The organism is Lentzea rhizosphaerae (assembly GCF_042649515.1).
Taxonomy (GTDB): Bacteria; Actinomycetota; Actinomycetes; order Mycobacteriales; family Pseudonocardiaceae; genus Lentzea; species Lentzea aerocolonigenes.
Window position 1 is genome coordinate 18,091 of sequence record NZ_JBHRZI010000052.1, and the last position, 19,428, is coordinate 37,518.

At 68.8% G+C, this 19,428-nt stretch carries 20 protein-coding genes; 5 read left to right on the top strand and 15 right to left on the bottom strand.

The window, feature by feature from the left end; translation table 11 throughout:
• The first annotated feature begins 24 nt into the window (after nucleotides 1-24).
• The 3 genes from ACFOWZ_RS43540 to ACFOWZ_RS43550 all read left to right on the top strand — a co-directional run bounded on the left by ACFOWZ_RS43540 (nucleotide 25) and on the right by ACFOWZ_RS43550 (nucleotide 2,731).
• Nucleotides 25-876 (top strand): hypothetical protein, encoded by an 852-nt coding sequence (locus tag ACFOWZ_RS43540; protein ID WP_382379858.1) that lies wholly within the window; start codon nucleotides 25-27, stop codon nucleotides 874-876.
• Between the two features lie 206 nt (nucleotides 877-1,082).
• Nucleotides 1,083-1,562, top strand: a complete 480-nt coding sequence (locus ACFOWZ_RS43545) for a cation:proton antiporter regulatory subunit (protein ID WP_382379859.1) — start codon at nucleotides 1,083-1,085, stop codon at nucleotides 1,560-1,562.
• Between the two features lie 2 nt (nucleotides 1,563-1,564).
• Nucleotides 1,565-2,731 carry a cation:proton antiporter gene (locus ACFOWZ_RS43550; RefSeq protein ID WP_382379860.1) on the top strand — a complete coding sequence of 389 codons (1,167 nt, stop codon included), beginning with the start codon at nucleotides 1,565-1,567 and terminating at the stop codon, nucleotides 2,729-2,731.
• A 205-nt stretch (nucleotides 2,732-2,936) separates the two neighbouring features.
• Here the strand turns inward: ACFOWZ_RS43550 and ACFOWZ_RS43555 are convergent, their stop codons facing one another.
• From ACFOWZ_RS43555 to ACFOWZ_RS43580, 6 genes are all read right to left on the bottom strand, one after another.
• Nucleotides 2,937-3,581 (bottom strand): adenosylcobinamide amidohydrolase, encoded by a 645-nt coding sequence (locus tag ACFOWZ_RS43555; RefSeq protein WP_382379861.1) that lies wholly within the window; start codon nucleotides 3,579-3,581, stop codon nucleotides 2,937-2,939.
• 69 nt (nucleotides 3,582-3,650) lie between these two features.
• Entirely contained in the window at nucleotides 3,651-4,706 is a 1,056-nt protein-coding gene (locus ACFOWZ_RS43560) for a phytanoyl-CoA dioxygenase family protein (protein ID WP_382379862.1), read from the bottom strand.
• A gap of 26 nt (nucleotides 4,707-4,732) precedes the next feature.
• Nucleotides 4,733-5,518 (bottom strand): ABC transporter ATP-binding protein, encoded by a 786-nt coding sequence (locus tag ACFOWZ_RS43565; RefSeq protein ID WP_382379863.1) that lies wholly within the window; start codon nucleotides 5,516-5,518, stop codon nucleotides 4,733-4,735.
• Nucleotides 5,515-6,618 carry a FecCD family ABC transporter permease gene (locus ACFOWZ_RS43570; protein WP_382379864.1) on the bottom strand — a complete coding sequence of 368 codons (1,104 nt, stop codon included), beginning with the start codon at nucleotides 6,616-6,618 and terminating at the stop codon, nucleotides 5,515-5,517. The genes ACFOWZ_RS43565 and ACFOWZ_RS43570 overlap by 4 nt, the downstream gene beginning before the upstream one ends.
• Nucleotides 6,619-6,628: 10 nt before the next feature.
• A complete protein-coding gene (locus ACFOWZ_RS43575) occupies nucleotides 6,629-7,507 on the bottom strand; it encodes an ABC transporter substrate-binding protein (protein ID WP_382379865.1) in 879 nt (292 codons plus the stop codon).
• Between the two features lie 197 nt (nucleotides 7,508-7,704).
• Nucleotides 7,705-8,562 (bottom strand): ABC transporter ATP-binding protein, encoded by an 858-nt coding sequence (locus ACFOWZ_RS43580; protein WP_382379866.1) that lies wholly within the window; start codon nucleotides 8,560-8,562, stop codon nucleotides 7,705-7,707.
• An 80-nt stretch (nucleotides 8,563-8,642) separates the two neighbouring features.
• On the opposite strand from ACFOWZ_RS43580, the gene ACFOWZ_RS43585 reads away from it, so the two are divergent.
• Nucleotides 8,643-9,404 carry an ABC transporter permease gene (locus ACFOWZ_RS43585; RefSeq protein ID WP_382379867.1) on the top strand — a complete coding sequence of 254 codons (762 nt, stop codon included), beginning with the start codon at nucleotides 8,643-8,645 and terminating at the stop codon, nucleotides 9,402-9,404.
• 3 nt (nucleotides 9,405-9,407) lie between these two features.
• On the opposite strand, the gene ACFOWZ_RS43590 is transcribed toward ACFOWZ_RS43585, so the two are convergent.
• The 8 genes from ACFOWZ_RS43590 to urtA all read right to left on the bottom strand — a co-directional run bounded on the left by ACFOWZ_RS43590 (nucleotide 9,408) and on the right by urtA (nucleotide 17,996).
• A complete protein-coding gene (locus tag ACFOWZ_RS43590; RefSeq protein WP_382379868.1) occupies nucleotides 9,408-10,826 on the bottom strand; it encodes a B12-binding domain-containing radical SAM protein in 1,419 nt (472 codons plus the stop codon).
• Nucleotides 10,827-10,932: 106 nt separating this feature from the next.
• Nucleotides 10,933-11,187, bottom strand: a complete 255-nt coding sequence (locus tag ACFOWZ_RS43595; protein WP_382379869.1) for a hypothetical protein — start codon at nucleotides 11,185-11,187, stop codon at nucleotides 10,933-10,935.
• Nucleotides 11,188-12,473: 1,286 nt separating this feature from the next.
• Nucleotides 12,474-13,196 carry a GntR family transcriptional regulator gene (locus ACFOWZ_RS43600; RefSeq protein ID WP_382379870.1) on the bottom strand — a complete coding sequence of 241 codons (723 nt, stop codon included), beginning with the start codon at nucleotides 13,194-13,196 and terminating at the stop codon, nucleotides 12,474-12,476.
• 13 nt (nucleotides 13,197-13,209) lie between these two features.
• Nucleotides 13,210-13,902 carry an urea ABC transporter ATP-binding subunit UrtE gene (urtE, locus tag ACFOWZ_RS43605; RefSeq protein ID WP_382379871.1) on the bottom strand — a complete coding sequence of 231 codons (693 nt, stop codon included), beginning with the start codon at nucleotides 13,900-13,902 and terminating at the stop codon, nucleotides 13,210-13,212.
• Complete coding sequence (urtD, locus tag ACFOWZ_RS43610; RefSeq protein ID WP_382379872.1) at nucleotides 13,903-14,679, bottom strand: urea ABC transporter ATP-binding protein UrtD; 777 nt, start codon at nucleotides 14,677-14,679, stop codon at nucleotides 13,903-13,905.
• Nucleotides 14,676-15,788 carry an urea ABC transporter permease subunit UrtC gene (gene urtC / locus ACFOWZ_RS43615; protein WP_112267866.1) on the bottom strand — a complete coding sequence of 371 codons (1,113 nt, stop codon included), beginning with the start codon at nucleotides 15,786-15,788 and terminating at the stop codon, nucleotides 14,676-14,678. The genes urtD and urtC overlap by 4 nt, the downstream gene beginning before the upstream one ends.
• Nucleotides 15,785-16,669, bottom strand: a complete 885-nt coding sequence (urtB, locus tag ACFOWZ_RS43620) for an urea ABC transporter permease subunit UrtB (RefSeq protein ID WP_382379873.1) — start codon at nucleotides 16,667-16,669, stop codon at nucleotides 15,785-15,787. Before urtB ends, urtC begins: the two co-directional genes overlap by 4 nt.
• A gap of 73 nt (nucleotides 16,670-16,742) precedes the next feature.
• Nucleotides 16,743-17,996: an urea ABC transporter substrate-binding protein gene (gene urtA / locus ACFOWZ_RS43625; RefSeq protein WP_382379874.1), complete on the bottom strand. Its 1,254-nt coding sequence runs from the start codon at nucleotides 17,994-17,996 to the stop codon at nucleotides 16,743-16,745.
• Nucleotides 17,997-18,229: 233 nt separating this feature from the next.
• Here urtA and ACFOWZ_RS43630 point away from each other — a divergent pair, with 233 nt between their 5' ends.
• Nucleotides 18,230-18,388: a hypothetical protein gene (locus ACFOWZ_RS43630; protein ID WP_382379876.1), complete on the top strand. Its 159-nt coding sequence runs from the start codon at nucleotides 18,230-18,232 to the stop codon at nucleotides 18,386-18,388.
• 298 nt (nucleotides 18,389-18,686) lie between these two features.
• On the opposite strand, the gene ACFOWZ_RS43635 is transcribed toward ACFOWZ_RS43630, so the two are convergent.
• On the bottom strand, nucleotides 18,687-19,403 hold the full coding sequence (locus tag ACFOWZ_RS43635) for a helix-turn-helix domain-containing protein (protein ID WP_382379878.1): 717 nt from the start codon (nucleotides 19,401-19,403) through the stop codon (nucleotides 18,687-18,689).
• Nucleotides 19,404-19,428: the final 25 nt, after the last annotated feature.

The following is a 19,428-nucleotide window of genomic DNA, read 5'->3' on the forward strand; positions in this document are numbered from 1 at the left end:
CCGTTGACAGCCCAACGTGGAGCCATGAGCGCACTCAAGGCTTCTCCAGCCAACACGATCGGCCTGTTGCGGGCACGGTGGACCACAGGCGTCACATGGCTGCTGGCGCCCGTTCTCGTGGCCGCAACGCTGTACGGCCTGCTCTCCGAACGCGCATACCGGCTGGACCGCACGGTGCACCTGGAGTCGATGGCGCAAGACGTTCTGACGTTGGCGATCGTGCCGGTCCTCATCTGGGCAGGCCGTCGCAGCAGCGCGGGATCGCTGCGCGGACACCTGCTGTGGCTCGGACTGCTCGGCTACATCGCGTACACCTACCTGGTCTACGCCTTCGGCGTGCCGCACAACTCCGCATTCCTGCTCTACGTCGCGGCACTGACGCTCTCGATTGCCGCTCTCATCGACGGCATCGCACGGATCAACGTGCGGCGGATTCCTCTCCACGCCCACGCGGGCGTCGGCTGGTTCCTGATCGTGATCGGGCTCGCGTTCGCAGGCTTGTGGTTGTCCGACATCGTGCCGACCATCGGCGGCGGCCTTCCCGGCACGCTCAACGTGGGTGAGCTGCCGTATCCGGTCTACGTCGTCGACCTGGCGTTCGCGCTGCCCGCCGTCGTCGCCACCGGTGTCGCGCTGGTCCGTGGCCATGTGGCCGCACCGGTCCTCGGTGCCGTGGTTCTGATCAAGGTGTTGACCATGGGCCTCGCCATCTGGGCGATGGCGATCGCGTTGCTCATCAACGGCCAGCAGCCCAACTGGGCGGTCGCGGGCCTGTTCGCCGTGATGATCACCGTGTGCACGACCGTCCTGTGGCGCGGCGCCCGTGAACTCGGACCGCCAGCTCCTGGGTGGCTTCGTCCGTCCCTCTGGAACTGAACCCAACGGCTGCGGCGAGATGAGGACGTTGGTCTCTCAACTGTCACCACCACTTCGGCCGTGCCGCTCATCACGTTCCACACGCCGTCCTGACCGGGTCCGCCAGATTGCGCTCTCGCCATCGGCGGATCGTGGTGGCCAGGGCGGGAGGCCTCCGTCTCGAACGGCAGAGACCAAGGTTCGGCCTGGCTTGTCATGATGACCGGATGGACGTGAACGAGGTTCTGCTGCCCGGTGTCGGCCTGCGCTACGAGTTCACCAACGCCGACGGTGACCGCATCGGCATCGTCGCGCGCCGCGAGGGCAACTTCGAGGTGATCAGCTACGCGGCGGATGATCCGGACGAGGCGCAGCCGCTGTTCCGGCTCACCACCGCCGAGGCCGACACCGTCGCCGAGATCCTCGGCGCGCCGCGCATCGCCGAGCGGTTCGCGGACCTGACCAGGGAGGTGCCGGGACTCAGCGCCGGACAGGTCGTCATACCCGCAGCGTCCGCGCACGCGGGCAAACCGCTCGGCCACACGCGAGCCCGCACCCGCACCGGGGCGTCGATCGTCGCGATCGTGCGCGGCGAGGACGTGATCGCCTCCCCCATGTCCGACGAAGAGCTGCGCGCGGGCGACGTGCTCGTGGTGATCGGCACGCACGACGGCATCAACGGCGTGCGCCGGATCATCGAGGCCTGACGGTGCACACGTCTCTCGCGCTGCTGCTCGAACTCGGTGTCATCCTCGTCGGGCTCAGCGTGCTCGGCGCGGCGGCGAGACGGTGGTCCTTCTCCCCCGTCCCGCTCTACCTGCTCGCTGGTCTCGCACTCGGCAACGGCGGTATCGCACCGGTGCCCGCCGCCGGTGACTTCGTCGAGGTCGGTGCCTCCATCGGCGTCGTGCTGCTCCTGCTCACCCTCGGACTCGAGTTCAACACCGCCGAACTCACCCACAGCCTGCGCCGCCACGTCCCGTCCGCGCTGCTCGACCTCGTCCTCAACGCGACACCAGGCCTGGTCGCGGGATGGCTGCTCGGCCTGCCGTGGCCCGGTGTCCTCGCGCTCGCCGGCGCCACCTGGGTCTCCTCCTCCGGCATCATCTCCCGGTTGCTCACCGACCTGCGCCGGCTCGGCAACCGCGAGACACCGGCCATCCTCTCCATCCTGGTGATGGAGGACTTCGCCATGGCGATCTACCTGCCGGTACTCGTGGTGCTCGCCTCCGGCGGCACCTGGTGGCAGGCCCTCATCGGAGTGGTCATCGCGATCGCCAGCGTGACCGCGGCCTTCGCCGCCTCCCACCGCTGGGGCCACCACGTCAACCGCTGGCTCGCCCACCCCGACGACGAACAGCTCATGCTCCGCGTCCTCGGCACCACCCTCGTCGTCGCGGCACTCGCCGAGTTGGTGTCGGTCTCGGCCGCGGTCGGAGCGTTCCTCGTCGGACTCACCCTCACCGGTGCCACCGCCGAACGGGCACGCGCCGTACTCGCACCCCTGCGCGACCTGTTCGCCGCGGCGTTCTTCCTCGCCATCGGGTTCGCGGTCAGCCCGGCCCAGCTGGTCCCGGCGCTGCCCGCCGCACTCGCCCTCGCCCTGGCAGGCATCGCCACGAAGATCGCCACCGGCTGGTACGCCGCACGCCGCGACGGCATCGCCCCACGCGGCCGACTCCGCGCCGGCACCGCGCTGGTGGCACGCGGCGAGTTCTCCGTCGTGATCATGAGCCTGGCCAGCGCCACGAGCCCCGAACTCGGACCTGTGGTCACGGCGTACGTGCTGCTTCTCGCCACGATCGGCCCCCTCATCACCCGCTGGTCCGGCGACTGGATCTCATCTCCACACGCCCGCGCGCCCAGAAGCAATTGACGGAACAACCTCCGGCGTCGCACAGCAAGACAAGGGTGCTACCAGGATTTGCCGCGATGCATCAGAACCGGCCCGGTTCGCCCTGAAGGCCAAGTACGCCAGCCCCGATGACATGACAGGCTGGTCCTGCTCGGCCGAGGACGTCGAATTGCTGGTGCTCGACGACAACACCGCCTGGTGACGACTTCCGGACGACCGGCGGCGATCAGTCGGCTCCACGGTAGGTGGACCAGGTCATGGGTGAGGTCCGCAGACCTGCCCGCACGGCCGCGTGCACGGCGCGCGCCAGCCTTGCGCCGTACACGGAACGCGGTCCGCCGTACGCCTCCGCCGGACCAGTTGTCGGACACAACAGGATCGTGGCGTCGGTGGGCGTTCCGGTGCCGGGCACTCCGCCCTCCACCAAGGCCTGGGCCTTGGCCTCCGCGGCGGTGGCCACGGCGTTGACCAACGCCGCCGGTGTCAGCCGCACGGGGAACCACCCCACCACGTTGATCGTGCCCGGCAGCCACGCCAACGTCTCGTCGCCGGCCGCCCAGGTCGGGTGGGCGCCGATGCCGGTTGTCGCGGTGACGGTCACCTCCTGGTCGGTCACGGTGACCTCCTGGCGCACGTCCAGGGCCGTCAGCATGCCGGTGCCGGTTCCGGTCAGACCGCACGCGGCAGCGAGTTCGACCACGTCGGCGCCCGGATCGTCGCATTCGTAGTCCGACGGCACCGTGGCGTTGAGCACCCATTCCCGCTCGCCCATGCCTCCGCCGTGGACCGCGGACGAAATCGCGAGCCACGGCCGGTCGGTCCGCCACAGCAACACCGACCGGCCTGCCACCTGGTGGTGTTCCGGTTTCACGACGTTCCCTCCCTCCTTCCGTTCACCGCTGGCGGGCGCTATCCCGCGGTGTTCTCCCGACGTGGTCCGCTAATCGGTGGTGGAGCGCTCGGGGAGTGTTCGGCCCAGCGAGCTCAGCAGCGCGGCGGCCTCGGCTGCGATCATCGGGTCGGCACTGCACGCGGCAGTGATCTGCAACGCGCGGGCAGCAAGGGGGTCGCGGTTCCTGCCGGCAGCGATCACCTCGCGTTCTCTGATCGTGTCGGCGCGCAGGTCGTAGTCGACGATGTCGAGCGGCAGCGCTTTCCAGTAGTGAGCCAGCGAGTCGTCCACGCCCCGGCCGGGCCAGGTTCGGTAGATCTCGTCCCACGAGCCGTCGTCCAGTTCGATCGAGTCGCGGCAAACCGGGTCGTGCAACGGCTGGTAGCGGCAGTCGGCGGACAGTCGCGGGCTCCTGCCGGTGTTCGGGCTGCCACCGTGCACCGTGTGCGCGGTGAAGATCAGGATGTCGCCCGGCCGCATTGGTCCACTGTGGACTGCCCGGATGGTGGTGTCGATCTCCCAGCCGACGATCGTCCCGGCGGACAGCCTCAGCGGCAGGATCCCGCTGCGATGGGACGCCGGCACGATCGCCAGCCCACCCGATCCGGCGGTGACCGGGGCGAGCGGGGTCCAGACGGTGAGCGTGCGCGCCGAGCCCTGCACGCCGGGGTGGTCCTGGTGCCATCCGCTGACGTACGAGTCCGCGGAGGACTCCGGCGGCACGAAGCGCAACACCTTGCGGGGGTGGACGAAGACCGGTTCACCGAGCAGGCCCTCCAGCACGTCCAGCAGCTCGGGCGAGTGCATCAGGGCGTGGAACTCCCGCAGGCTCCACATCTCGCCGCGGACGGCCTGGCGAGTCGTGTCGTCGCATCGCGTCATCGTCCGGACGTCGATCTCCGGCAGATCCTCGTCCGCAGCTTCCGCGGGCCGCAGCCACCCCGCGACCGCGGCGAGGGCGAGAACGCGATCGCGTACCCGCTTCACCTCCTGGGCAGGCAGCACGCCGCGCAGGAAGACGTAACCGTCCTCGGCCAGCCGGTCGGCCAGGCGGGAGGTTTCGCCGAGCAACGGCGTGGAGTCGGTGTAGTGATGGTGTTCCACAGCGGCCTCCTGTGCGTACCGTCGGCTCAAGGGGTTCGGATCGGCACCACCAGCGGCCCGTCCTCGGCGTCGACCACCCGAACCCGCGCCTGGTAGTGGGTGGCGATCATGGATTCGGTGATCACCTCACGCGGCGTCCCGCTGGCGACCACACGCCCGCCTGCCAACAGGACGACCCTGTCGGCGTACGCGCCGGCGATCGACAAGTCGTGCATGGTCGTGAGCACGGTCAGCTCGCGATCGCGGCGCAGGGTGTCCACGAGGTCGAGCACCTCTTGCTGGTGGCCGATGTCCAGGGCGCTGGTCGGCTCGTCGAGCAGCAACAGCCGCGCTTCCTGTGCGAGGGCGCGGGCCAGGAACACCCGTTGCAGCTCGCCACCGGACAGCGTCGGCAACACGCGGTCGGTGAAGTCCCGCAGTTCCAGGCGGACCAGGACCTCGCGGACCACGTCGAGATCGGCGGCCGACTCGCGGCCGAACCTCGGGATGTACGGGGTGCGGCCGAGCAGGACGTAGTCGAGGACCGTGACACCCGGTGGCACGACCGGCGACTGGACGACCATGGCCACCACGCGGGCCCGCTCCCGGTGCCGCATCCGCCGCACGTCGCGGCCGAACAGCGACGCGACACCGGTGGCGGGTACCAGACCGGTGACCGCGTTGAGCAAGGTGGACTTGCCCGCACCGTTGGGACCGATGACGGCCACCCATTCCCCTGCCTCGACGGTCAGGTCCACTCCGTGGAGGATCACACCACCGCCCAGCTCCACCCGCAGGCCGCGGGTGGTGATCACCGGATGCGGCGCGGTCACAGCCGCATCCTGGTGCTGGTGCGCAGCACCAGGATGAAGAACGGCGCGCCCAGGAACGCGGTGACCACGCCGATCGGGATCTCGGAGGGAGCCGCGGCGGTGCGCGCGAGCAGGTCGGCCAGTACCAGGAAGGCGCCGCCGAACAACATCGACAACGGGAGGATCGTGCGGTAGCCGGCGCCCGCGAGCAGGCGCACGGTGTGCGGGACGATGATGCCCAGGAACCCGATCAGCCCCGAGACCGACACCGCCGCCGCCGTGCCCAGCGACGCCGCGGCGGCCAAGACGTACCGCGTGCGCTGCGGGTTCAGCCCCAGCCCAGCCGCCTCCGCGTCGCCCACCGACAGCACGTCCAGGTCCCGCCGGTGCAGCAACATGACCACCACGGTCACCACCGCGTAAGGCAGCACCAGCAGGACGTCGCGCCAGCCCGCGGTCCCGAGCCTGCCCAGCAGCCACGAGTAGATCTCGCGGATGGCGTCGGCATCGCGCTGCATCAGGAACGTCTGAACGGCCGCCAGGAAAGCGGACACCGCGACGCCTGCCAGGACGAGGGTGGACGGCGAGCGGTCACCACCGCCCCGCGAGGCGAGGACGTAGGTCATGATCACGGCGGTGATCGCGCCGACGAACGCGGCCAAGGGAGTGGCCATGGGCAGCGCCGCGGTCACGTCGGTGCCCGCACCGCGGCGCAACGTGATCACCGCGGTGACCCCCAGACCCGCTCCCGCCGCCACGCCCAGCAGGTGCGGATCGGCCAGCGGGTTGCGGAACACGCCCTGGTAGCAGCCACCCGCCAGGGCCAGCAGTCCGCCGACCAGCAGCCCCAGCACGACCCTGGGCAACCGCAGTTCCACGAGCAGCGCTCGTTCCCGCTCCGAAAGCCCGCTGTCCAGGTCGACGCCGGGCAGCAAGTCGAGCAGCTCCGCCGTCACGGCCGACACGGGAAGAGCGACCGGCCCGCTGCTCACGCCCACGACCGCCGCGACGAGCACCGTCAGCAAGCCGACACCGAGCCACACCGGCCGCAACCGCGCAGGCCGCAACCGCACCGGATCGGCCGCCTCCCGCTGCGGCGTGTCGCTCCGGACCGGCCTCACCACCGGCCCCTCATCCGGCCTTGCTCGCCGCGGTCGCAATGGTCCGGACCAACTCCACGACGCGGGGGCCCCACCGCGAGGCGATGTCGTCGTCCAGGGCGATGATGCGGCCGGTGCTCACAGCCGTGATGGCGCTCCAGCCCGGACGTGCCTTGACGGTGTCCGCGGTCTGCCCGCAGCACTTGGTGTCGGCGAGGAAGATCAGGTCCGGGTCGGCCTGGATCACGAACTCGGCGGACAGCTGCGGATAGCCGGCGTTGGCGTTGCGCAGTTCCGCCCGGTCCGCCACGTTGACCAACCCGATGCGGTCGAACAGCGCCCCGATGAACGTCGTGCCGGTCACGGTGTACAGCGCTTGGTCCAACTCGTAGTAGTAGGTGGGTTTCACTTGCCGCTGGGGCACGTTCTCCACGATCTGGGCGATGTCGCCCCTCATCCGGGTCACGACGTCGGCCGCCTCGGAGGTGTGTCCGGTCAGCCGCCCCAGATCCTGCAGTTGCGTGTAGCTGTCGTCCAGGGTCCTGGCCGGGCCCGCCAGGTACACCGGGATCTTCAGGGTGGTGAGCTGGTTCGCGATCTGGTTGATGTCGCTGGAGATCACGACCAGGTCCGGTTCGTGGGCCGCGATGGCCTCAGCGTTGGGCTGGAATCCCGACAGGGCCGACTTGGGCGCGTCGGCGGGATAGGTGGACTGGTCGTCCACCGCGGTCACCTGTGCGCCCGCGCCGATGGCGAAGAGCATCTCGGTCGCGGTAGGAGCCAGCACCACGATCCGCTCGGGCCGTTCCTGCAGCGTCACCGAACCGATGGTGACCGGAAAGCCCGCCGTCGCCGAGGGTTTCACGGGCTCGGCCGGAGGCGCACCGCACGAGCCGATCAAGAGTCCCACCGCGAGCACCGCCGCGACACCTTTACGCGAAATTCCCGGCACCACACCACCCCTAGGTGCTCGAAACGCCGGCATCCCCCCACGGTCGCCGCACCGTTGGTTCGACGCTACCTGTCCACCTCGAATCCGGATTGCTCCGTCTGACGTATTAACCGGCACCAGGTGCCGGGACGATTCCGCGCCGTCCGGAATCGAAGTCAGTCGCGCAGTTGCCGTCCGGTCAAGGTGACGAACACGTCTTCGAGGGTCGCTTGCCGCGTGACGAGGCGGCCGATCCGGAACCCGGCCGACGCGGCCACGGCGAACAGCGCCTCGACCGCTGTGTGGACCTCGGTGACGGTGAGCGCGTAGCCGTCGGCCAGCCGGTGCACCGAGTGCACTGCGGGAAGCTGTGCGAGATCGTGCTCGCCGTCGGCCGCGAACTCGACGACGCTCGTGCCGCCCAGCAACGAGATCAGTTCGGCGGGGGTGCCCTCGGCGATGACCCTGCCGTGGTCGATCACCGCGACCCGGTCGCACAACCGCTCGGCCTCTTCGATGTAGTGGGTGCTCAGCAGCACCGTGCATCCCTGCGCGCGCAACCGCTCCAGCACTTCCCAGATCCGGCGGCGCGCCTGCGGGTCCAGCCCCGCCGTCGGCTCGTCCAGCAACAACAACCGCGGATCGCCGACGAGCGCGCATCCCACGGCGACACGCTGCTTCTGCCCACCCGACAGATGTGCGAACAGGGCGTCCTGCTGGTCGGACAGAGCCAGCAGCTCGATCAACGAGTCGACCGAAGGGCCTCGCCGGTAGAAGGACCGGAACAGCCGGAGCAGTTCGCGGACGGTGAGGTGGTCGGGCAGATGCGTCTCCTGCAACGCGATGCCCACCTCGGCTCGCAGCCGCTTGTCCTTGCGCCATCGGCCGTCGAGCACCACGACCTCGCCGTCGTCCGCTTGGCGCAAGCCGGCGATGATCTCCATGGTGGTCGTCTTGCCGGCGCCGTTGGGACCGAGCACGCCGAAACACTCACCCTCGCGCACGTCGAGGTGCAGGCCGTCGAGTGCGGTCACCGATCCGTAGTGTTTGACCAGGTTCCGGCACCGCACCGCGAGTGACGACATGATCCCGCGAGGTTACCATTCACCACGCCATGAGCTTCTACCTGCACCAGTCCGGTCAACTGGTCCTCGCGCGGCTGCGCACTTACTACCGCGAGCCTGGCAGCGTGTTCTGGACCTTCGCCTCGCCGGTGCTGCTGGCACTGGTGCTGGGCATCGCGTTCCGGGGCGTCGAGTCCGGTTCCGGGCGCGACGAGCAGTACATCCACTTCCTGATCCCCGGCCTGATCGGCATGGGTTTGATGACCAGTGGACTGTGGGGCGTCGGCTACTCCATCGCCGACATGCGCATTCGCAAGCTGGTCAAGCGGATGGTCGCCACACCGATGAACAAATCGGCGTTCCTGTTCAGCTTCGTCGTGGTGCGCTCCTTGGTGATGCTGCTGGAACTGCCGATCCTGCTGGTGTTCGGCGTGCTGGTGTTCGACCTCCCCGTCCGGGGCTCGCTCGTGCTGTTGGTGGCGGTGACGGCGTTGGGCGCACTGGTGTTCGCGGGTGTCGGCCTGCTCATCGCGGCACGGGTCCGCAGCCTGCAGACGGTCAGCGGGCTGCTCAGCGCCGCCACCATGCCGATGTACCTGGGGTCGGGGATCTTCTTCCCGTCGTCCCGTTACCCCGAGGTGCTCCGGCCGCTGCTGGAGGTGCTTCCGCTGACCACGGTCAACAACGTGCTCCGCGCGGTCGTGATCGAGGGTGCGGGACTGTCCGCCGTCGCGGGCGGGGTGCTGGTGATGCTGGCGTGGGCGGTGGGCAGCTTCGCGTTGGCAGCGCGGATCTTCCGGTGGTCGGACTGAAGATCAGCCGTGCGGCTTGAGGTGGCACCCCCGCTCCACGTGCACGACTTCACCGGTGCGATCCAGTCGGAGCATCTCGGCGTGGTACGACAGCACCTGCTCGTAGTCGACGCCGAACAGCGGACCGTGGCCCTTGGCCCTGACTTCTTCCGCGGTCCACGACCGGTAGTCGCCGGGGTCGCGCAGCAGTCCTCGGTCAAGACACCGGCTGTACATGTCGGTGCCCGGCAGCGGGGTGAGGATGTTCGGGTTCGGGCTGTGAGGCCGGGTCTCGGTCAGGAACTCCATCGTCAGCTCGTAGTCCTCGGTCGTCTCCTCCGGGACGCCCAGCAGGAGGTTGGCGCCGAAGCGGATGCCGTGGTCGGCGCACAGCTTCGCGGCCCGGTACTGCGTCCGTGCGTTACCGGGCTTGCGCAGTGCGCGCAACAACCTCGGCGATGCGGTCTCGAAACCGAACCACACCAGACAGTTCGCGCCTGCCAGGGACTCGGCCACCGTCGGGGTGAAGTGCGTGGCCGTGCAGTTGAAGCTGAACTCCACGTCGGGCAGCTCGGTTCTCATGAACTCGGCGAACCGCGTGAACTCCGGATAGGCGGGCGCGATGGAGTCGACCAGGACGATGTAGTTGGTGTCGTAGCGCTCGACGAAGTAACGCACCTCCGCCACCACGTCCTCGAACGGCCTGGCACGGCCCGCCTTGGGCGCGAACCACTCGTTCTGGATGGTGCAGTACAGGCAGCGGAACGGGCATCCCCGTCCCAGTTCCAGGTAGATGGACCGGAACTCGCGGGTGGCGGGGAAGTGTTCGGCGGGCAGGCCGCGCAGCGCGTCCACGTCGACCAGGCCGTCATCGCGGCGCGTCAGTTCAGCCAGCGCCTCCACCGTCATGCCGGTCAAGCCGGCTGCCCTCGACGCCGGCACGGCGGCAGGTGGCCGGTACACGTCCTGGTAAATGGGGTAGTCCCGCAGCTGCGGGTAGTCCAGCAGATCGAACGGCTCGCCTTGCAGGACCTGCTCGTCCAGGCGGCGTCCTCGCTCGATGTCCGTGACGAGGCCAGGCAGTGTCCGCTCGCCCTCACCGCACACGACGTGGTCGAACAACCCGCTGTCCACGAGTTCCCCCGGGAGCACCGTGGGGTGTGCGCCGCCGCCGATGGTGATCCGGCCGTCCGCGCGACACCGTTCCGCCACCTCGAACGCCTCGTCGCGCGAGTGGGACATGAAACTGATCGCCACCACGTCTCCGCTCGTGGCCGCGAGTTGCTCGGCGAGTGGCGTCTCGCGGAGCCGGGTGTCCAGCAGGTCCACCTCGTGTCCGGCGGCGATCAGGCACGAGGCCAGCAGCGGTGTGGTCAGCGGCGCGGTCCACAGGGGGAACCCGACCCGCTCGGGTTCCGCGACGAACGCGAGTGTCACCTTCACGAAATCCTCCAGGAGCGGTCGGGTCGGGTCGTCTGTCACCGCGCACGGTGTTGGAGGATCTTGTTGGACGGGTGGAAGCACTCGACGCTCAACGGGTTCCACCACCTCACCAGCAGTGGGCGGACCACGAGGTCCGGGCGGTGGAACGGCACTCGCCCCGAGTCGAGCAGAGCGCCGAGAGAGTCACCGGCCAGGTCATCGTTCGGTCTGCGCAGCCGGAGCAGGTGCTCTCCACGTCGCAGCCCGCGAGACCGATCTCGGCCGCACCCGCGGAGATGATCGCGGACACGTCGGCGCCCCGGCAGAACAGGACGTCCAGCTCCGGGGTGACGGTGCGCGTCAACGCCCGCAGATCGGGCATCACGATGGGTTCTGGTGGTGCCAACAATTCTTCAAGCGATCCACACACTGCGTCATAGGCACGGCTGGTAGACCTGGGAACGGCCAATCTCATCGATTCCTCCCTCGATGACGGCAGGCGAGTCAGCCGGTCCGGGACCTCGCGCCTTGGCTGTCCAGACAAGACAGCCCGTCTTTTCCTGGAACAGTCGCTCCGACGCAGCGATGGCACATCGTCCTCGTTGTCGATCCGAGGGAGGTTTCGCCGGTTCTGACGGATTTCGCAGGTCCGATGAAGGGACGAACCGCCAACCGCAGCGGCAGTTTCGGTGATGTCCGGGACAGCTCGAACATCAAGCAAGCCCATTGTCCGCGCGGCCGATCGCCGGATAGAGGTTGCACCCCTCGTCCACGGCCAGTTCCACGCCTTCGAGGATTCTTCGCCAGTCTTGCCGCCGGGCCGGTGGTGGATGGTCACGTGCAGCGGGGCGTCCTCGGCTGCGGTGGCCAGATCCCCCCGCTCCTGGTGAAGGTCGCCGGGTTGTACTCGGACCAGTGTCCGCCTGGTCGCGCGGCCGTGGTGACAGGACTGTCGGAGAGATCGGCGCGGTGGCGCAGGGACCAGAACTCCGGCAACGCCGTCGGCAGCCTCACCCGCCCCAATTTTACCGGTTCGAACAGGCGGAATTATTTGTTCTGCACGCCGCCGAGCCTGGTTTTGGTGAGGTCGGCGAACGAGAGGCACGATCGGTCGATGTTGATCGACTCACAGGAACGTCCAGCCAGTGGCATGACGTAATCCCGGATTTCGACGAACGTCTTTCCCCCATGAGGCCCCCTGGACTCGATGCGGCGGTGATCACAAGCGCCGAACGACAACTCGTCAAACGAATCGAACAATGTCGTGGTCAATATGATCTCTCCCGCAACACCAACCCTTATCCATCCTCCTCGCGCCGGTCAAGCGACATCAACCGATCGGAGCAGTGTCACAGGGGCTGGTCCGCAAGGATTCACCTTTACTTCCGGGTTGGAATTTCCCACGTCCTCGCAGTTGGTGGACGAGGCGGCCGCGATCTCGGACACCTGGCTGGTGTCGTGGCACACGACGAACAGTCGACGCGGCCGTCCGGTGGCCAAGCTCGAGCAGCTCGCCCTGGATACCGCCCGCACCAACGCGGCCAGCACAGCGCGGTCAGCCCAATCCAACCGCGAGGTGCAGCAGTCGCAGCGCCCGCGATCACGCCCTCGGGGCGACAGAACGTGCGGGGCGTCGGCGTCGGGTGTCGGACACCGGCGGACCTTTCGTCAGGGCGACCCGAGGTAGATGGGAGTGGGGCCGGCGAGCGCGTTCATCGCGGCGAGCGAGCGGGTGGCGCGTTCGACGACGATCTCCAGCGAGGCCCCGATGTGCTCGTGCAGCAGGCGGTGCGCGGTTTCCAGATGGCCCTCGGCCACCCGTTCGGCGATCTCGATGTGCTCGTCGATCGAGGTCTCGATGCGGCCGGTGATCATGAAGTCGTACATGCGGACGCGCCGGATGCGGCGGGTCACGTCCGCCAGCACCGCGACGAGCTCGGCGTTGCCGGACGAGGCGAGCAGCGCGGTGTGGAAGCGTTCGTCCTCGAGCACGAACTCCGGTGACGGCTCAGGCGGGGCGGCCCTCAGCGCGTACCAGTGCTCCAGTTCGGTACCCAGCGCGTCGACGTCGTGCCGCACCTGCGGGTTCTCGATGCTGCGGCTGATCCCGCGCAGCTCGACCGCGATGCGCACCTCGTAGATGTCGCGGACGCGGGCCATGCTCGGCACGACGACCGAGTAACCCCACTCCTCACGGGCGAGCAGACCGTCGCCCACGAGCCGGGTCAGGGCGTCGCGAACCGGCGTGCGCGACACCCCGAACCGCTTGGACAGGCGTGGTTCGGTCAGCCGTTCGGTAGGACCGATCCGCCCGGCCAGCACCTCGTCGCGCAGTTCCAGGTAGACGCGCTCACGGAGCGAGGTGGGGGCGTTGATCTCGTTCGTGGACACTGTGCAGCTGCTCTCAGATGGCCATCGCAGCGCGAACGTCGGTGAGCGCTGTCTCTCCACCGGAACCGGACGAGGTGACCCGGCCGGACGCGAGCACGTAGTACGAGTGCGCGGCCGACAACGCGAAGCCCACGTGCTGTTCCACCAGCAGCACGGACAGGTCTCCGCGCCTGGTCAGGCCGAGGATGATCTCCTCGATCTCGGCGACCACCGACGGCTGGATGCCCTCGGTGGGTTCGTCGAGGATCAGCACCCGCGGCTGGGCGACCAGCGCGCGGGCGATCGCGAGCTGTTGGCGCTGCCCGCCGGAGAGCAGGCCCGCGCGGCGGCCGAGCAGCCCCCGCAGCGCCGGGAAGAGGTCGAGGGCCTCGTCGATCAACGCCCCGCCGCGCGGGCGCCCGTCGGCGACCACGCGCAGGTTCTCCATCGTGGTCATCTGCCCGAACGACTGCTGTCCCTGCGGCACGTACCCCAGACCGCGCGCGACCCGCTTGTGCGGCGCGAGCGCGGTGACGTCCTCTCCGTCGAGGAGCACCCGCCCGGACCGTGCGGGCAGGGTGCCGACCGCCGCCCGCAACAGCGTGGTCTTGCCCGCGCCGTTGTGGCCCATGATCGCGGTGACACCACCGGCCGGTACCTCGACGGTGACGCCGTGCACCACGGAGGTCCGCCCGTAGGCGACCTCCACGTCGACGAGTTGCAGCATCTACGCCCCCTCCCCCAGCACGGCCTCGGCCACGGCCTTCGAGTGCTCGCCGGGACCGAGGTAGACCTCCTGCACCCGCGGATCGGCCTGCACCTGCGCGACCGACCCCTCCGCGAGCACCTTCCCGGCGTGCAGCACGGTCACGGACGTGGCGAAGGCCCGCATGAAGTCCATGTCGTGCTCGACCACGACGACGGTCAGATCAGCGGCGATGCGTTGCAGCAGCCGCCCCGTCTCGTCCTTCTCCTCGGCGCTCATACCGGCCACCGGCTCGTCGAGCATGATCAGCCGGGCGTCCTGCACCAGCACCATGCCGATCTCCAGCCACTGCTTCTGACCGTGCGACAACGTGCCGGCGAGGGCGTCCGCGAGGTCGGTGAGTCCGATCGTTTCCATCGCCTTGACGACGACCTCGGGCAGACTCGTACGGCGCCGGGCCAGCGTGAGCAGGCCACGACGCGCACCGGCCGCGATGTCGAGGTTCTGCGCGACCGTGAGCTCCTCGAACACGGTGGCGGTCTGGAACGTGCGGCCCACGCCGAGCCGGGCGATGCGGTGCACCTTGCGGCCGACGAGGTTCTCGCCCGCCCACCGCGCCGTGCCGGTGGCGGGCACCAGTCCGGACACCGCGTCGATCAGCGTGGTCTTGCCCGCACCGTTGGGACCGATGAGGAAGCGCAGGTCGCCCGGCAGCACCGACATGTTCACGCGGTCCACCGCCACGAACCCGTCGAAGCTCACGGTCAGGTTGGTCAGTTCCAGGTAGTCGGCGTTCATCGCGAGCTCCCCGAGAGCGACGGGACAGGAGCCGAATCGGCGGTGTGGGAGGGCCGCAGCCGTTCCCGCCATCCGCGCACGATCGGCCGCAGCGACGCGAGCCCGCCTGGCAGGAACGCCACGACCAGCATGAACAGCAGGCCCTGCGCGTAGGTCCAGCCCGACGGGAAGCGTTCCGACAGCGACGTCTCGGCCCAGGCCACGGCGATCGCGCCGAGCACCGGTCCGAGCAACGTCGTGCGGCCGCCGATCGCGACACCGATGAGCAGCCCGATCGACGGGACGATGCCGACGTCGTTGGGCGACACGATGCCCACGATCGGCACGAACAACGCCCCGGCCACCCCCGCCATCACCGCGGCGACGGCGTAGGCGAACGTCTTGATCGCCGCCGGGTCGTACCCGAGGAACCGCACCCGTTCCTCCGCGTCACGGCACGCCACGAGCAACTCGCCGTAGCGGCTCACCATCAGCTGGCGCGCCACCGCGACCATCGCGAGCAGGGCGACCACGGCGATGACGTAGAGGGTCATCCGGTTCGCCGGGTCGCGCAGCGAGAACCCGAAGAACCCCTTGAAGTTGTTGAGACCCGTCGATCCACCGGTGCTGCGCGGGTTGCCGATCAGCAGGATCGCGAACGCCGCCGCGAGCGCCTGCGACAGGATCGCGAAGTACGCGCCGCGCACCCTGCGCCGGAACGTCGCGAGTCCCAAGAGGACCGCTACCGCCGTCGGCACCACCACGATCGCGATGAGCGTGACCACCCCGGACCGGAACGGCTCCCACCAGACGGGCACTCCGTCCGAGGAGATCAGCGCCATGAAGTCGGGCACGCCGGTGCTCGGCGGGGCGTCGGCCAGTTTCAGGTGCATCGCCATGATGTAGGCGCCGAGCCCGAAGAACACGCCCTGCCCGAGCACGAGCATCCCGCCACGCCCCCACGCCAGGCCGATGCCGACCGCGACCATGGCGTAGCAGAGGTACTTGCCCAGCAACCCGAGCCGGAACGACGAGAGCAGCGCCGGCGCCACGACGAGCAGCAGGACCGCCGCGACGGCGAACCCGGCCGCCACCGCCCACCTGTTGGTGAGGAACGACTTGAGGTTCATACGAGACTCCGGGTCCGCACGACGAAGATGCCCTGGGGGCGTGCCTGGAGGAACGCCACGATGAGCGCCAGCACCACGACCTTGGCGATCGACGCGGTGGTGGAGTACTCGATCCACGACTGCGCGACGCCGAGCACGAACGCCGCGATCACCGCGCCCTTGATCTGGCCGACTCCGCCGACCACGACCACGAGGAAGGCGTCGACGATGTAGTTGGTGCCGAGGTTCGACGAGATCGAGCCCATCAACGTGAGCGCCACCCCGGCGACTCCCGCCAGCCCCGAACCGACGAAGAACGTGATGCGGTCGGTGCGCCGGGTGGAGATGCCCGAGCTCTCCGCGAGCGACCGGTTCTGCACCGTGGCGCGGATCCGGCGGCCCAGCGGTGTGAACGCGAGCAACGCCGAGAGCACGACCACGGCCACGATCGCGAGCACCAGGATGAACAACCGGGTCTTCGGGAACGCGACCCCGAAGACCTCCACCGGACCGGACAGCCACCCCGGAGCAGCGACGTCGACGCCGGCGGTGCCGAACACGTCGCGAGCGAGTTGTTGCAGCACCAGGGAAACACCGAAGGTGACCAGCAGCGTGTCAAGTGGACGGTGGTACATCCGCCGCAGCAGCAACGCCTCCAGGGCGAGACCGAGCAGGCCGCCCACCACGAAGGCCGCGGGCAGCGACACCAGCAACGACAACCCGGCGTCACCGAGCAGGTTCTGCACGACGAACGCGGTGTAGGCGCCGGCCATGATGAACTCGCCGTGCGCCATGTTGATGACGCCCATCTGCCCGAACGTCAGAGCGAGGCCCAGCGCGGCCAGCAGGAGGATCGACCCTCCCGACAGGCCGTTGAACAGCTGGCTCAGCAGGATTTCCACGACATGCCTCCGTGAGATCGGACCGGCAGGTCACCGGCCGGGTGGTCCCCGGCCGGTGTCGGAGTGTGGATGCTCAGCCGGACAGACCGGTGGCCCAGGGGTAGGACTTGAGGTAGGGGTCCGGCTCGATCGGCTTGCCCGAGGTCCAGTCGGTGTGGATCAGGCCGTCCTGGCCGATCTTGCCGATGAGCGCGGTCTTGGCGATGTGGTGGTTCTCCCCGTTGACCGTCACCTTCCCTTCGGGAGCGTCGAAGGTGACCCCGCCCGCGGCCTTCTGGATGTCCGCCACCGCGAAGGACTTCGCCTTCTCGACCATGCCCTTCCACAGGTACAACGAGGTGTAGGCGGCCTCCATCGGGTCGGAGGTGACCTTCGTCGGCCCGTAGGCGGCCTTGAAGTCGGCGACGAACTTCTTGTTCTGCGCGCTGTCGATGGTCTGGTAGTAGTTCCACGCCACCGGCTGGCCGACGATGTTGCCGACGCCGATGCCGCCGACCTCCTCCTCGGCGATCGACACCGACAGCACCGGCATCGCGTCCGCCGTCAGGCCCGCGTTCTTGTACTCCTTGAAGAACGCGACGTTCGAGTCGCCGTTGAGGGTGTTGAACACCGCGTCCGCATCGGCCGCCTTGACCTTCGAGACGATGGTGGAGAAGTCGGTGTGCCCGAGCGGCGCGTACTCCTCGCCTTTGACCTCGATGCCGTTCGCCTTCGCGTACGCCTTGATGATCTTGTTGGCGGTCTGCGGGAAGACGTAGTCGCTGCCCACCAGGAAGAGGCTCTTCGCGCCCTTCTCCTTGAGGTAGTCGAGCGCCGGCACGATCTGCTGGTTGGTGGTGGCGCCGGTGTAGAAGATGTTCTTCGACGACTCCAGGCCCTCGTACTGCACCGGGTAGAACAGCAGGGCGTTGTTGGACTCGAAGACCGGCAGCATCGCCTTGCGCGACGACGAGGTCCAGCCGCCGAACACCGCGGCCACGCAGTCACCGCGGATCAGCTTCTCGGCCTTCTCCGCGAACGTCGTCGGCTCGGACGCACCGTCCTCGGCGACGATCGCGAGCTGCTTCCCCGCGACACCGCCGGCGGCGTTGATCTGGTCAGCCGCGAGCTTCAGCGAGTTGTAGACGGTGTTCTCGCTGATCGCCATCGTGCCCGAGCGCGAGTTGAGGAAACCGATCTTGACCGACGACCCCGAGGTGTCGACGCAGCCGGCACCCGCCGCACTGGTCGACGGGTCGTCGGACACACGAGCGCCGCAGCCGACGAGCAGTCCCATCGCCGACACCGTTGCCGCGGCGACCAGCCGCCGGGCTAGTGAGATGTTCATCCGCATGCGCCTTTCACGAAGGCCGAGGCAGCGCGGAGCTCGTCGAAAGCCGCCTCTGAGCTGCTGGATACAGGCCTGTATCCAGGGGGCAACGCTAGGTACGCGATGTTGCGGTGGCGGGGACGCGCGGTTACGACGTCGTAGCCGAACGGTCCGGCCAGGCCCGGATCGCGAGATCCGGCGGAAACATCAGGTCGTGAGCACCGCACGAGTCGACGCCGAGCGCGAGGAGCTTGTCCAGCAAGGAGTTCACACCGCGCCGCATTCAAACCCTGCGTCCGGAGATCGAGCGGGTCACCGCCGAGTTGCTGGCCGCCTTCACATCGAGCGAGGAGCAAGCGATCGTTCGATGCGCGGTCGGTGGTCCTGATGCAGTAACCGGCCGGTTCTGATGCCGCTGGCGTGCAGGACTGCTCGATGGAACAGACCGAGGTGGGCTGTGAGCGTTCCCGCTCGGCAATCGACATCTGCGGACGCGGGCCTGTCACGCCCACCCGCAGCCGGGCACGCTTGCCGAACCGCAGAGTCGAGCGGTATCCGAGGAAGTGGCACGGCACCTGAGACTGATCGTGGTGTCATCGCCGTGAGGCAGGTACGAACGCCCAGGTTGGGCAAGATCGATACCATCGGGTGCGGATCGAGGAGAGCCTGGCGGGGCTCGGGCATCGTGCTCGGGTTGCCGGCACTCGGCTAGGACTGGTGCCCTGGGCGATCGTGCCACCAGCGCTCGACCGCCTGGACGAGTTCCTCACCGATGCGGTCGAGGAACTCCGCCGCCTCGGCGACGCGAGCGCCCGCTGGAGTGGCGGAGCCGAGGACGGCGACGGTGCGACGGGCGCTCTCGGCCAGCGCGGTGTTGCGCTGAGCGGTCGCGAGCAGCGACCGGTACCAGAGGTCGCCGCCCAGGACGTACTGCTCTCGCCGGCTCGACGCATCGCGCTCTCGCCGGACGAGTCCTTGCGACTCCAGGAAAGCCACGGCCTTGGAGATCGAAGCCGGGCTGACCCGCAGCTGCCGCACCAGTTCGGCGACGGTGAGGGCGCCGGAGTCGGTGACGTACAGGCAGGCGAACACGTTCGCTGCCATCTGCGGCAGGCCTGTCTGCGCCAGCATGGTGGTCAGCTCCTCGAACGCTTCGGCCACCGCGTCGGGATCGCGTCCGTACGGGTCTGCGGGCACCGGTGCCGAGCGCGTCGAGGCGTTCTTCGGCCTGCGCGCGCGTCGGACGGAAGCCCGCTGCGCCTCCCCCGGCCGGTAGCCGGCGGGACCGCCGTTTCTGGCCACCTCCCGGGAGATCGTCGAGGTGGACCGCCCCAGACTCCTGGCGATCTCGGCGTACCCACGCCCCGCGGCCAGCCCGGCGGCGATGCGCTGCCGGTCCTGCTGACTCAGCCTGCCTTCGGACATGTCCCGACTGTACGCGGTCATCGCA

What these genes read in the sequence shown, in the direction of transcription:
- urtD (WP_382379872.1), bottom strand. Translation starts at nt 14,679, where the DNA reads ATGAACGCCGACTACCTGGAACTGACCAACCTGACCGTGAGCTTCGAC.
- ACFOWZ_RS43635 (WP_382379878.1), bottom strand. Translation starts at nt 19,403, where the DNA reads ATGTCCGAAGGCAGGCTGAGTCAGCAGGACCGGCAGCGCATCGCCGCC.
- ACFOWZ_RS43540 (WP_382379858.1), top strand. Translation starts at nt 25, where the DNA reads ATGAGCGCACTCAAGGCTTCTCCAGCCAACACGATCGGCCTGTTGCGG.
- urtE (WP_382379871.1), bottom strand. Translation starts at nt 13,902, where the DNA reads ATGCTGCAACTCGTCGACGTGGAGGTCGCCTACGGGCGGACCTCCGTG.
- ACFOWZ_RS43585 (WP_382379867.1), top strand. Translation starts at nt 8,643, where the DNA reads ATGAGCTTCTACCTGCACCAGTCCGGTCAACTGGTCCTCGCGCGGCTG.
- urtA (WP_382379874.1), bottom strand. Translation starts at nt 17,996, where the DNA reads ATGAACATCTCACTAGCCCGGCGGCTGGTCGCCGCGGCAACGGTGTCG.
- ACFOWZ_RS43595 (WP_382379869.1), bottom strand. Translation starts at nt 11,187, where the DNA reads ATGCCCGATCTGCGGGCGTTGACGCGCACCGTCACCCCGGAGCTGGAC.
- urtC (WP_112267866.1), bottom strand. Translation starts at nt 15,788, where the DNA reads ATGAACCTCAAGTCGTTCCTCACCAACAGGTGGGCGGTGGCGGCCGGG.
- ACFOWZ_RS43545 (WP_382379859.1), top strand. Translation starts at nt 1,083, where the DNA reads ATGGACGTGAACGAGGTTCTGCTGCCCGGTGTCGGCCTGCGCTACGAG.